The sequence below is a fragment of the Streptomyces sp. NBC_00659 genome (genome assembly GCF_036226925.1).
In the GTDB taxonomy this organism is placed as follows: Bacteria; Actinomycetota; Actinomycetes; order Streptomycetales; family Streptomycetaceae; genus Streptomyces.
This window is the reverse complement of sequence record NZ_CP109031.1, coordinates 950,069-962,219: the sequence shown is the minus strand read 5'-3', so window position 1 is coordinate 962,219 and position 12,151 is coordinate 950,069. Positions and strand designations below refer to the sequence as shown.

At 72.4% G+C, this 12,151-nt stretch carries 10 protein-coding genes; 6 read left to right on the top strand and 4 right to left on the bottom strand.

Going from position 1 to position 12,151, the window contains the following annotated elements; all coding sequences use genetic code 11:
- Positions 1-23 precede the first annotated feature (23 nt).
- The 4 genes from OG410_RS04025 to OG410_RS04010 all read left to right on the top strand — a co-directional run bounded on the left by OG410_RS04025 (position 24) and on the right by OG410_RS04010 (position 3,691).
- Positions 24-635, top strand: coding sequence for a LysE/ArgO family amino acid transporter (locus OG410_RS04025; RefSeq protein ID WP_329297828.1), 612 nt, complete (start codon positions 24-26; stop codon positions 633-635).
- A gap of 372 nt (positions 636-1,007) precedes the next feature.
- On the top strand, positions 1,008-2,318 hold the full coding sequence (locus OG410_RS04020; protein WP_329304013.1) for an MFS transporter: 1,311 nt from the start codon (positions 1,008-1,010) through the stop codon (positions 2,316-2,318).
- A gap of 38 nt (positions 2,319-2,356) precedes the next feature.
- Positions 2,357-3,175 (top strand): methyltransferase domain-containing protein, encoded by an 819-nt coding sequence (locus OG410_RS04015; RefSeq protein WP_329297827.1) that lies wholly within the window; start codon positions 2,357-2,359, stop codon positions 3,173-3,175.
- Positions 3,176-3,322: 147 nt separating this feature from the next.
- A complete protein-coding gene (locus tag OG410_RS04010) occupies positions 3,323-3,691 on the top strand; it encodes a DUF6479 family protein (protein WP_329297826.1) in 369 nt (122 codons plus the stop codon).
- A 62-nt stretch (positions 3,692-3,753) separates the two neighbouring features.
- Here OG410_RS04010 and OG410_RS04005 read toward each other — a convergent pair whose 3' ends face one another.
- Together OG410_RS04005 and OG410_RS04000 are read right to left on the bottom strand one after the other, a co-directional pair.
- The gene (locus OG410_RS04005) at positions 3,754-4,719 is read right to left on the bottom strand and encodes an ATP-dependent DNA ligase (RefSeq protein ID WP_329304012.1); all 966 of its coding nucleotides are present in this window, start codon (positions 4,717-4,719) and stop codon (positions 3,754-3,756) included.
- 151 nt (positions 4,720-4,870) lie between these two features.
- Entirely contained in the window at positions 4,871-5,764 is an 894-nt protein-coding gene (locus tag OG410_RS04000) for a Gfo/Idh/MocA family protein (RefSeq protein WP_329297825.1), read from the bottom strand.
- Between the two features lie 255 nt (positions 5,765-6,019).
- Between OG410_RS04000 and OG410_RS03995 the strand changes: the two genes are divergently transcribed.
- Both OG410_RS03995 and OG410_RS03990 read left to right on the top strand, forming a co-directional pair.
- Positions 6,020-6,808 (top strand): PIG-L deacetylase family protein, encoded by a 789-nt coding sequence (locus tag OG410_RS03995; RefSeq protein ID WP_329297824.1) that lies wholly within the window; start codon positions 6,020-6,022, stop codon positions 6,806-6,808.
- A gap of 207 nt (positions 6,809-7,015) precedes the next feature.
- Positions 7,016-8,443, top strand: a complete 1,428-nt coding sequence (locus tag OG410_RS03990; protein WP_329297823.1) for a M1 family metallopeptidase — start codon at positions 7,016-7,018, stop codon at positions 8,441-8,443.
- Between the two features lie 32 nt (positions 8,444-8,475).
- Here the strand turns inward: OG410_RS03990 and glgB are convergent, their stop codons facing one another.
- Positions 8,476-10,707 (bottom strand): 1,4-alpha-glucan branching enzyme, encoded by a 2,232-nt coding sequence (glgB, locus tag OG410_RS03985; protein ID WP_443063709.1) that lies wholly within the window; start codon positions 10,705-10,707, stop codon positions 8,476-8,478.
- Between the two features lie 65 nt (positions 10,708-10,772).
- A complete protein-coding gene (locus OG410_RS03980) occupies positions 10,773-12,146 on the bottom strand; it encodes a maltokinase N-terminal cap-like domain-containing protein (RefSeq protein WP_329297822.1) in 1,374 nt (457 codons plus the stop codon).
- Positions 12,147-12,151 lie beyond the last annotated feature (5 nt).

Below are 12,151 nucleotides of genomic sequence, written 5' to 3'. Positions count from 1 at the left end.
ATCCGTTTTCTAGCGTCGACGGCATGACAGACGCCCTGGCCGCAGCGGTCGCCGGATTCGGCGCCGGCCTTTCCCTCATCGTCGCCATCGGCGCGCAGAACGCCTTCGTCCTGCGCCAGGGCGTCCGCCGGGACGCGGTCCTCGCCGTGGTGGGCATCTGCGCCCTGTCCGACGCGCTGCTCATCGCGCTGGGAGTCGGCGGGGTCGGCGCGGTGGTGGTGGCCTGGCCCGCGGCGCTCACCGCGGTCGGGCTGATCGGCGGCTGTTTCCTCGTCGTCTACGGAGTTCTCGCCGCCCGGCGGGTGCTGAAGCCGTCGGCCCTGCGGGCGGCCACCGGCTCCCCGGGCTCCTGGCGCCGTGCCGTCCTCACCTGCCTCGCCCTGACGTGGCTCAACCCGCATGTGTACCTCGACACCGTGTTCCTGCTCGGCTCGCTGGCGGCAGACCGTGGATCGCTGCGCTGGACGTTCGGGCTGGGCGCGGCACTCGCCAGCCTGTGCTGGTTCGTCGCCCTGGGGTTCGGCGCGCGGCTGTTCGGCCGCTTCCTCGCCCGGCCGGCGTCCTGGCGCGTGCTCGACGGTCTGGTCGCCACGACCATGATCGCGATGGGCGCCACCCTGATCGCCGGCGCCTGACCCGCCGCACCGCACGTACGGCCCGCACCGCCCGGCCCGCCGCAAACGTCCCGCACGCCGCCCGCCCCGCCCCGCCCCGCCCCGCCCCGCGCCACACGCCGCCAGCCCCGCTCCGGGCGTGCGCCGTCCCTCAGCGCCGTACGCCCGTGCGCCTGCACGCCCCACCGAGGTGATCCGTCCCGCCCAGACGCACGCCGGGCGTGCGCTGTCATGCGCCCCGTCGCGACGCCGTGCGCCGGTCGTGCGACCGGCCCGCAGGGCCGGTCTTCGGGCGCCCCGTGCACCGATCTCGTCCCCCGGGGGACACGCGCCGTCCGCGCTCGGCCATAGTGATCCCCGAATCGAAAGATGTATCGAGCAACCAGGATGAGCGTGGACACGAGCCAGAGCAGTACGGACAGCGGCGCCGCGGAGCCCGACGCGAAGGCGGAGACCGAGCGGCCCGGCCGCTCCGGATGGCGTCGATGGGCCATGGACACCCGGCCGCTGCGACGTCCCGCCTACCGCCGGCTGTGGTCGTCGACCGCGGTCACCTCCGTGGGCAGCCAGCTCACCGCCGTCGCCGTGCCCAAGCAGATCTACGACATCACCGGCTCCTCGGCCTGGGTCGGCTACGCGAGCCTCGCCGGCCTGCTGCCCCTCGTGGTCTTCGCCCTGTGGGGCGGTGCGGTCGCCGACAGCGTGGACCGCCGCAAGCTGCTCCTCGTCACCAACATCGGGATAGCCGTCACCTCCCTGCTCTTCTGGGTCCAGGCCGTGACCCAACTGGAGTCGGTGCTCGTCCTGATGGTCCTGCTCGCCCTCCAGCAGGCGTTCTTCGGCCTCAACTCCCCGGCCCGCAGCGCGTCCATCGCGCGGCTCGTCCCGGCGGACGAACTGCCCGCGGCCAACGCCCTCGGCGCGACCGTCATGCAGACCGGTTCGGTGGCCGGGCCGATGCTCGCCGGTGCCCTCATTCCCCTCATCGGGCTGCCCGAGCTCTATCTGATCGACGCCGTCGCCCTGTGCGTCACCGTGTGGGCCGTCCTGCGCCTTCCGGCGCTGCCGCCCCTCACCGGAACGGCCTCCCAGCGCGCGGGCCTGCGCGAAGTGGTGGCCGGTTTCCGCTACATCGCCCTGCACAAGGTGCTGCTGCTGTCCTTCCTCGCCGACATCATCGCCATGGTCCTCGGCATGCCGCGCGCGCTGTTCCCTCAACTCGCCGCCGAGACGTACGGCTCCTACGGCGAAGGCCTCGCGCTCGGACTGCTGTTCGCGGCGATCCCCATCGGCGCGGTCGTGGGCGGACTGATGTCGGGCACCTTCTCCCGCGCCCGCCGGCACGGTCTGATGGTCATCGTCTCCGTCGCGGCCTGGGGCGCCGCCATCGCGGGGTTCGGTCTCAGCGGCAGTCTGTGGCTCGCCGTGGCCTTCCTGGCCGTCGCCGGGGTCGCCGACATGGTCTCCATGGTCTTCCGCGGCGCGATCCTGCTGTCCGCGGCCACCGACGAGATGCGCGGACGGCTCCAGGGCGTCTTCACCGTCGTCGTCGTGGGCGGCCCGCGCGTCGCCGATGTCCTTCACGGCACGGCCGGTTCGGCCTTCGGAGCACCGGCCGCGGTGGCCGGCGGAGGCCTGCTGGTGATCGTGGCGGTGCTTGTGCTCGCTTTTGTCACACCGGCCTTGAGGCGTTACACAATCTGAATACGAAAAACGACCATGGTGGTTCTAGAGTGGCCGCCATGGTGGACACGCGCCCTACGTCGGCATTCCACGCGCAGAACATCAGCGCGGACAGTACCTCCCGTCTGGTGGGAGCCCTGGATGCCCAGGACGTCAACGACGGCGTACAGCGCCTGCGTTCGTGGGCACACGCGGCACTGGCCGTGCGGCCCGGTGAGCGGGCGCTCGACATCGGCGCGGGCACCGGATCACAGACCCGGCGGCTCGCGGCGGCCGTGGGTCCGCGCGGCAGGGTGCTCGGCATCGAGCCGAACCCCGGACTGCGCGCCGTGGCCGAACAGCGGGGCACCGAGGAGCGCAGCGCGGCGCGGTTCGCCGATGGTGACGCCCTCGCCCTGCCGCTGCCCGACGCCACCGTCGACGTGGTGTGGTGCGAGCGGGTTCTCCAGCACCTCGTGGAGCCGGAGAAGGCCGTCTTCGAGATAGCGCGCGTGCTGCGCCCCGGCGGGAGGGTCGCCCTGCTGGACACCGACTGGGCGACCACGATCCTGCACCCCGGCGACCCCGACACGATCGCCGCGCTCACCACCGGCGCGCTGTCCGCGGCCACCGACCCGTACTCGGGACGCAAGCTGGTCGGACGGCTGACGGCGGCCGGCCTCGTCATCGACGACCGTGGATCGCAGGCGCTGCTCCAGGACCACAAGTCGGTCGCCTGGCCGCTCATCCGCATGCTGGGCGACTCGGCGCTGAGCCGCGGACTCATCGGCGAGACGCAGCGCGACCGCCTGTACGAGGACCTCGCGGAAGCCGCGCGCCAGGGCGGCCTGCACATGTCCGTGACGATGTTCGGAGCCGTCGCGCACCGTCCGGAGTGACCGGGTCCGCGTTCACCGTGTGCCGTCAGCGGTGACCGGGTCCAGGAGCACGGCGTAGCGTCCGGATTGATCCGGAATACAATGGAATGGCCGTCGCTGACGGGCCAGTACGCAGATTTCCCCTGGTATTGGGGGTACGCGAACACCATGTACACCGCTAGCCAAGATCTGATCGCAGCGAGTTCATCGCTGAACGCGGGCGCCGCTTTCATCGGCGGCCTCATCATCGCCGGTGCCCTCGTCTGGGCCGTCCGGATGGGCATCCGGGTGCGGAACCTGGAATCGCGCCCGCCCACAGCCGAGGAGCAGCCCAGGCTGCCCGAGACCGGGGCGGTGCACGAGGAGCGCGAGATGCGGGAACCCGACGAGGTCCCGCACGCCGCGGACGAGAGTGAGCGGCTCATGCCGTACAACATGCACTCCGCGGGCACCAAACACGCCGATGACCAGCACCGCAAGCGCTGGCAACCAGGATCCAGCGGGTCCTTCGGCAGCGGCGGACCCGGCAGAACCTGACCGGGGCGCGAAGGAGCCGACCGCCGTGAGCGGCCGGCTCCTCCATGTACGCGCACGGCTTCTCATGGGAGATCGGGAGATCGGCCCTGGGGGAGATCGGCCGCCGAGTCCTCGGGCGTGAGGTCGGGACGCAGCCGCAGCCACGACGGCTGGCGCAGCAGTCCGGCCCGGGTACGGGTGCTGTAGCGGACCTCGCCCACCAGCCGGGGCCGCACCCAGTGAGCCTCGGCCGCCCGCGGGACACTGTCGAAGGGGCAGTGCCCTGTCTCGGCGGCCCGCAGCAGCCGGGCCAGTCCGGCACGTTCGGCCTGGCTCCAGCCGGTGCCCACGCTCCCGACGTAGCGCAGCCTTCCCGCGTCGCGCTGGCCCACGAGCACGGCACCGGGCAGTCCCGACAGACGCCCCTTCCCGGGCACCCAGCCGCCGACCAGGACGTCCGCCGTCCGCATGTTGCGGATCTTGATCCAGGACAGTGAGCGCACGCCGGGCTCGTACACCGAGTCGAGGCGCTTGCAGACCAGCCCCTCGAGACCGCTCGCCCGTGTCGCCCGCAGGGCCTCTTCGCCGTGCCCCACGAGTGCTGTCGGTGTCGACCAGAACGGGCCCTCCAGGGAGAGGCTCTCCAGCGTCTGCCGCCGCCGCGCGTAGGGCTGCCCCGTGAGATCGCCGCCCAGACGCATGACGTCGAACAGGACGAGATGAGCGGGTGCCTGCTCGGCGCGCCGGGCCGCCCTGCCGGGCGACCGGGCGAGACCCATGCGGGACTGCAGCAGCTGGAAGTCGCCGCGTCCCTGTTCGTCCAGGACCAGCACCTCTCCGTCCAGGACCGCCGCGGTCCTGCCGAGAACACCGCCGAGGGCGCGCAGTTCCGGATAGGTGGCGGTGATGTCCTCACCGGAGCGGGCCCGCAGCGTCACCCCGCCGTCCCCGGGCAGATAGACCACGGCGCGCTGACCGTCCTGCTTCGTCTCGTAGGCCCAGTGCATGTCCTGGCCTGCGGCCGGCAGGGATCCGGGGGTCGCGAGCATGGGCGCGATCAGCGGCAGCTTCGGCGGGTTCACACCTCCTGTGTCGGCACGCCGCCGGCCGCACACCCCCTTCCGGCATCCGTTTCGCCTGAACGGCCGCGCCGCACCGCCCCGGAGCGGTGACCTGGCCCCTAAGGGCTGCCTCGGCCTTCTAGACCTCCAGCGCCTGGGCGATCAACGTCTGCAGGTACAGCCCGCGGTGCGCGTCGAGGTCGCCCGGCCGGCCCGAGCGGACGGCGGTGGCGAACTCCCGGCGCAGCACGGGCCAGGACTCCTCGTGGTCGAGGGCCCCGGCGTCGAGGACCAGTTCGGGATGCCGGCCGAACAGCTCGACACGGGTGATCCCGCGCTCGACCTCGACCGAGCCCGACAGGGAGGCCTGGCTCACGGCGCCGCTCTCGTGCTCGCAGGTGAGTTCGAGCCAGCGGCGCGGGTCCCCGGCGCCGCGCACCCGGACGACCGGCCCCAGCGCCGCGTCCAGCAGATCCAGCAGATGCGGGCCGAGGTCCAGGAGCGCCCCGTGCTCAAGGCGCCACGGGGTCGCGAAGTCGCCGCCCAGGAAGGCGCCGCTCAGACCGCAGGAGCGCGCGCCCGAGACGTCCAGGGTCCGTGCCGCGGTGAGGAACCGCCGGACGGCCGGGTGGTAGCGGTTCGTCAGGACGAGCTGCGAGACCACGCCCGAGGCGTCGATCGCGTCCACGAGCCGTCGCGCCGCGGACAGGTCGAGCGCCAGCGGTTTCTCCAGGAGCAGGGCCTTGCCCGCCTCGGCGGCCCGTACGGCCAGCTCGGCCTGCACCGCGGGCGGAACCGAGAAGGCCACCGCCTCGCAGCCGTCGAGCAGTTCCTCGAACGTCGCGCTGACATCCGCGCCGTACGGGGCGGCCGTCTCGCGGGCGGCCTCCGGCCGGCGTGCCCACACCGACGTCAGCACGGTCTCGGGCCCGGCGGCGAGCACCCGGGCGTGCACGGCCCGCGCCCAGGGTCCCGCGCCGACGAGCCCCACCCTGACGGGTGTCCGGTTCCAGGCGGGCGAGGTGGTGGTCACGGCTTCTCCTCTGCGCTGTACGGGTTCTGACATACCGTCGGCCGACCGCGCCCGACGAGGGGAGCGGCCGCGGCCGATGCCGGATCTTCGGACGTGTGGACAGACTTCACCATGGTGTCCCGGTGTTCGGCCAGCGGTTCGACCGCGCGCTCGCCTCCCGGTCGCGCGGGGCACGCGGGGCGCGGGAGCCCAGCGCGCGAAACCGGAAAGCGCGCCTCTGTCGGTCCCCGCCCGCCGCACGCCATCATGCCGGACATGGATCCCACACAGGACAAAGCGGGCTTCGGGGGCGGTACGGGCCTGCCCGCGCTGCCGGAGGACTGGGAACGGTGTCTCGCCGTGGCCGCCCACCCGGACGACATCGAGTACGGCACGGCCTGCGCCGTCGCGCGCTGGACCGCACAGGGCAAGAGGGTGAGCTATCTGCTGGCGACCAGGGGAGAGGCAGGCATCGACAGCCTGCACCCGGATCGGGCGGCACCGCTGCGGGAGGCCGAGGAGCGGGCCGGCGCACGGCAGGTCGGCGTCGACACTGTCGAGTTCCTCGATCACCGCGACGGCGCCGTCGAGTACGGGACCGGCCTGCGCCGGGAGATCGTGCGCGCGATGCGCCGCCACCGGCCCGAGATCGTGGTGTCCGGCGCGTTCACGGTACGGATGATCGGCGGCATGACCAACCAGGCGGACCACCGGGCGGTGGGCCTGGCCGCCCTCGACGCGGCACGCGACGCGGGAAACCGCTGGATCTTCCCCGAACTCGCCGAAGAGGGCCTGGAACCCTGGAACGGCATCCGGATGGTGTGCTTCGCCGGAGCGGAACGGCCCACCCACGGCGTCGACGTCACCGGCGAACCCCTCGAACGCGGCATCGCCTCGCTGGAGGCGCACGCCGAGTACACCAAGGGTCTGGGTGCGGGCGCCTTCGAAGCACGGCCGTTCCTCACCTGGGCGGCCGGCATGGGCGGAGCGGCGCTCGGCGTCGAGTCCGCCGTCCTCCTCGACGTCCACCAGCTCGTCCCGGACGGTCCGCCGCCCTGGGTGTGAGCGCTCCGGGACCGTCCGCCGGGACGGGGTCGGGACCGGTGACCGGGGGGGGGCACCCGGCCCCGTCCGGGAGGGGCGTTCTCCCGGACGGTTCCTCCTCGCGGGTCGGCACGGCATGGACGCGACTTGACCGGATCATGGGGGCCGAGGCCGCGAGGGACTCATAGGCTGTGCGCGAGTGATCACCGTCGAACCGGAGGAGCGAACGTGACAGCACGCCCGCACGAGGCCGCACGACGCACAACCGTCCTTCGCCGCGAGGCCGTTGTCGCGGCCGTCCCCGTCGCGCTCGCCGCGCTGCTCACCGCGGCGGGCCCCGCCACAGCGGCCGGGACCGTGGGCTCCGCGGGCGCGGGCGACCCGTACTTCCCTCTGTCGGGCAACGGCGGCTACGACGTCCACCACTACGATCTGACGCTCGGGTACGACCCGGGCAGCCGCCACCTCGACGGCAAGGCGGTCATCACCGCCAGGGCCACCCAGCGGCTGACCCGCTTCGACCTCGACCTCAGCGGGCTGAAGGTCACCGGCGTCACCGTCGACCACGCCAAGGCCGCGTTCCGGCGCGACGGCCGGGAACTCGTCGTCACCCCGAAGGACACCCTGCGCAAGGGTCAGGAGTTCCGCGTCACCGTCACCTACTCCGGCACCCCGAAGCCGGTCACCGACCCCGACGGTTCCCTCGACGGGTGGATCCCCACGGACGACGGCGCGTTCGTGGCCGGCGAGCCCCAGGGCGCGATGACCTGGTTCCCCGCCGACAGCCACCCCACGGACAAGGCGTCGTACGACTTCACCCTGACCGTCCCGAAGGGGCGCACCGCCGTCGCCAACGGCGTCCTGCTCGGGCAGCGGACCGCGAACGGCCGGACCACCTTCCGCTGGCGCCAGTCCGAGCCGATGGCGGCCTACCTCGCCACGGCGACCGTCGGCACGTTCAAGGTCGAGCAGTACACCACCCGCGACGGCCTCAAGATCTACAACGCCGTCGACCCCCGCGAGGCGACCGCCGCCGCGCCCGTCGTGAAGAAGCTGCCGTCCGTCCTGGCCTGGGAGAGCAAGCTCTTCGGCCCCTATCCCTTCCGCGCCGCCGGAGCCATCGTCGACCGGGCCCCGCAGGTCGGCTACGCCCTGGAGACCCAGACCCGTCCGGTGTACGACTCCGCGCCCGACCTGGACACCCTCGTCCACGAGAGCGCCCACCAGTGGTTCGGCGACTCCGTCACCCTGACCCGCTGGAAGGACATCTGGCTCAACGAGGGCTTCGCCACCTACGCCGAGTGGCTGTACGCCGAGCAGCACGGCGGCCGGAGCGCGCAGAAGGCCTTCGACGCGCTGTACGCCACCCCCGAGGGCAAGGACCTCTGGGCGTTCCCGCCCGGTGATCCCGGAAACGGCGAGCACATCTTCGAGACGCCGGTCTACGCCCGTGGGGCCATGGTCCTGCACAAGCTGCGCACGGCCGTCGGCGATCCCGCGTTCTTCCGCATCCTGCGCACCTGGGCCACCGTCCACCGCGGCGGGCATGCTACGACGGCCCAGTTCATCCAGCTCTCCGAACGGGAGTCCGGCAAGGACCTCACCGCTCTCTTCCACACCTGGCTCTTCACGGCCGGGAAGCCCGCCTCGGCCTGAGGCGGGCTTCCCGGCGGCGGCCGCGGTCCGGCTCAGGCCGGCCGCAGCCACACCGTCGCCAGCGGCGGCAGCGTCAGCTCGATGCTGGTCGGGCGGCCGTGCATACCGATCGCCTCGGCCTTCACCGGCTCGGGGTCCGTGATGTCGCCGCCGCCGTACCGCAGGGCGTCGGTGTTGAGGACCTCGCGCCAGGCCGGGATGTCCTCGGGGACGCCGAGGCGGTAGCCGTGGCGGACGGCGGGGGAGAGGTGGGAGACGGCGAGGAGCGGTGTGCCGTCGGCGGCGTGGCGCAGGAAGGCGAACACGTTGTCGTCGGCTGCGTCACCGACCACCCACGTGAAGCCGGACGGGTCGGTGTCGCGTTCCCACAGCGCGGGCTCGTCGCGGTAGAGGGTGTTGAGGTCGCGGACGAGATCCTGGACCCCGCGGTGGTCGGCCTCGGCGCCGTAGGCGGGGTCCAGCAGCCACCAGTCGGGGCCGTTTGCTTCCTTCCACTCGCCTCCCTGGGCGAACTCCTGGCCCATGAAGAGGAGTTGCTTGCCGGGGTGGGCCCACATGAAGGCGAGGTAGGCGCGGAGGTTGGCACGCTTCTGCCACCAGTCACCCGGCATCTTGGAGACGAGTGACTGCTTGCCGTGCACGACCTCGTCGTGGGAGATCGGCAGGACGTAGTTCTCGCTGTAGGCGTACACCATCGAGAAGGTCATCTCGTTGTGGTGGTACTTGCGGTGGATCGGCTCGTGCTGCATGTACTCCAGCGAGTCGTGCATCCAGCCCATGTTCCACTTGAGGCCGAAGCCGAGACCCCCGTCGGAGGTCGGACGGGTGACACCGTCCCAGGCGGTGGACTCCTCGGCGATGGTGACCACGCCGGGATTGCGCCGGTACACCGTGGCGTTCATCTCCTGGAGGAACGCCACCGCGTCGGGATTGTCCCGCCCGCCGTGTTCGTTGGGAGCCCACTGGCCCTCTTCGCGGGAGTAGTCGAGGTAGAGCATGGAGGCCACGGCGTCGACGCGCAGGCCGTCGATGTGGAACTCCTCGCACCAGTAGGTGGCGTTGGCGACGAGGAAGTTGCGGACCTCACGGCGGCCGTAGTCGAATTCGAGGGTTCCCCAGTCGGGGTGGTCGGCACGCCTCGGGTCGGCGTGTTCGTAGAGGGGGCGGCCGTCGAACTCGGCGAGGGCCCAGTCGTCGCGCGGGAAGTGGGCGGGCACCCAGTCCATGAGGACACCGACCCCGGCGCGGTGCAGGGCGTCGACGAGGAACTTGAAGTCGTCCGGGGTGCCGAGGCGCGCGGTGGGCGCGTAGAACCCGGTGATCTGGTAGCCCCACGAGCCTCCGAACGGGTGCTCGGCGACAGGCATGAGCTGGACGTGGGTGAAGCCGAGGTCGGTGACGTAGGCGGGGAGCTGGTCCGCCAGTTGACGGTAGGTCAGACCCGGTCGCCAGGACGGCAGATGCACCTCGTACACCGAGAACGGCGCCTCGTGCAGCGGGCGGCCCTTCGCCCGCTCCTTCATCCACTTCGCGTCCTGCCACGTGTACGACGACCGTGTCACGACCGAGGAGGTCGCCGGAGGCACCTCGGTGCGGCGGGCCATCGGGTCGGCGCGCAGGGTGCGGGATCCGTCCGGGCGCGTGATGTCGAACTTGTAGAGCGCCCCCTCACCCATGCCGGGCAGGAACACCTCCCACACACCGGACGATCCGAGCGAACGCATCGGGAACCCGGCGGCGCCGTCCCAGTGGCAGAAGTCCCCGCAGACCCGGACCCCTTGGGCGTTCGGGGCCCACACGGTGAAGCGGGTGCCCTCGACCCCCTCGTGGGTCATCGGCTCGGCGCCGAGCGCCCGCCACAGCTCCTCGTGCCGGCCCTCGCCGATCAGATGCAGGTCCAGATCGGCGAGCGCGGGCAGGAACCGGTAGGGGTCCTCCGAAGCGAACTCGGTGCCTTCGTAGGTCACCAGCAGGGTGTACGCGGGAATCGCGTCGAGCGGCAGCACGGCCCCGAAGAGTCCGTCGCCCAGGTCGTCCAGGTCGGCACGCTGCCCGTCCACCATCACCGCCACGCCCCGGGCGTACGGCCGCAGCGCCCGGAACACCACCCCGCCCGGCACCGGATGGGCACCCAGCAGCGCATGCGGATCGTGATGGGCGCCGGACAGCAGCCGCCCCCGATCCATGGGGTCCAGCGCGGTGTGCTGCGCCGAAGGGGGGACGGGCTTGGCCCGTCTTGCGCGGTTGGATGCGGTGCGGGTCACGGCTTGAGCCTCTCGAAGTGGGGGCGTTGCGGGTGGTCGGTCGGAGCGTCGAGGGTGGTCGGTGGTCAGGGGCGGTCGGCGAGACGTCCGACCGCTGCCATGGGCACGGGCAGCCAGTCGGGCCGGTGCCGTGCCTCGTAGAGCACTTCGTACACGGCGCGGTCCGTCTCGTACGCGCGCAGCAGTTCGGGTTCTTCGCGCGGGTCCCAGGCCGCCGCGGCGGCGTAGCCCGAGCAGAAGGCCTCGCGGCAGCGCTCCGCCCACTCCGGACGCCAGGGCTGCCGGGAACGGGCCGCGTAGTCGAAGGACCGCAGCATGCCCGCGACATCGCGTACAGGCGACTGGACACGCCGACGTTCGCTGATCGGGCGGGCCGGTTCACCCTCGAAGTCGATGACCGACCACCGCTGCCCGGCCCGCAGGACCTGGCCGAGGTGGAGGTCACCGTGGATGCGCTGGGCGGGGCGGACCGCGGAGTCCAGCGCGGCGAGCGCGTCGAACGCCGACCGCAACCCGGCCGCGTGGGGGCGTAGTTCGGGGACGGAGCGGACCGCGGCGTCGAGACGGCCGTGCATCGCCTCCGCGAGCCGCTGGTTGCGGTACGGGCTCGGCGCGTCCACGGGGAAGGCCGTGCCCAGGGTCAGATGCACCTCGGCGGTGGCCCGGCCCAGCTCGTACGCCTCGCCCGTGAAGTCCTGCCGCGAGCCGAGGGATTCCAGGGCGAGCGCCCAGCCGTCGGCGGCGTCGCGCAGATACGGCTGCAGGACGCCGAGCGTCGCCTCCTGCGGCTCCGAGGTATGGAACCACGCGGCCGGCGCGGGGACGCGGGTGCAGCCCTGCCGGGCCAGTGCGCGCGGCACCTCCAGGTCCGGGTTGATGCCGGGCTGGACGCGCCGGAAGACCTTCAGTATGAACGCGTCTCCGTAGACCAGTGAGGTGTTGGACTGTTCGGCGTCGAGGAGACGTGGTGTGAGACCGGACGGCACCGTCACACGAGGATCGCGCTCGAACCGCAGTGGTCCCGCCGTACCCGAACGGCGCAGTCGCTCCAGGAGCAGGCCCGCGGCCTTCGGGTCGTGGAAGGCGTCGTACACGGTCAGGTCGGCCAGCGGGCCGGCGCTCGCCCGGCCGATGACGGCGTGGGCCAGCCGGGGCGGCAGGGTCTCCCGCACTCCGAGCAGCAGTTGGTAGCAGTCCTCGGCCGCGGGAGTGCCGGCCGTGCCGTGGGCGGGCGGGCCGAGGTGCTCGGTGCGGACCAGCAGATGCAGACATCCCGGGTACAGCTCGGTGGTCGACAGGAGCGTCAGATCCGTCACGGGCCTGCCCTTGCCCGCGAACCAGCGCTGCCGCGGCAGCCAGGCCCGCAGCAGCTCGGCCAGCGAGGTGAACAGCGGAGCGGTGTCGAGGCCGCTCGGACGCTGCAGAGCGGTGTTCGCCATGACGG

What these genes read in the sequence shown, in the direction of transcription:
- OG410_RS04025 (WP_329297828.1), top strand. Translation starts at nt 24, where the DNA reads ATGACAGACGCCCTGGCCGCAGCGGTCGCCGGATTCGGCGCCGGCCTT.
- OG410_RS04015 (WP_329297827.1), top strand. Translation starts at nt 2,357, where the DNA reads ATGGTGGACACGCGCCCTACGTCGGCATTCCACGCGCAGAACATCAGC.
- OG410_RS04010 (WP_329297826.1), top strand. Translation starts at nt 3,323, where the DNA reads ATGTACACCGCTAGCCAAGATCTGATCGCAGCGAGTTCATCGCTGAAC.
- OG410_RS04005 (WP_329304012.1), bottom strand. Translation starts at nt 4,719, where the DNA reads ATGCTCGCGACCCCCGGATCCCTGCCGGCCGCAGGCCAGGACATGCAC.
- OG410_RS03995 (WP_329297824.1), top strand. Translation starts at nt 6,020, where the DNA reads ATGGATCCCACACAGGACAAAGCGGGCTTCGGGGGCGGTACGGGCCTG.
- OG410_RS03980 (WP_329297822.1), bottom strand. Translation starts at nt 12,146, where the DNA reads ATGGCGAACACCGCTCTGCAGCGTCCGAGCGGCCTCGACACCGCTCCG.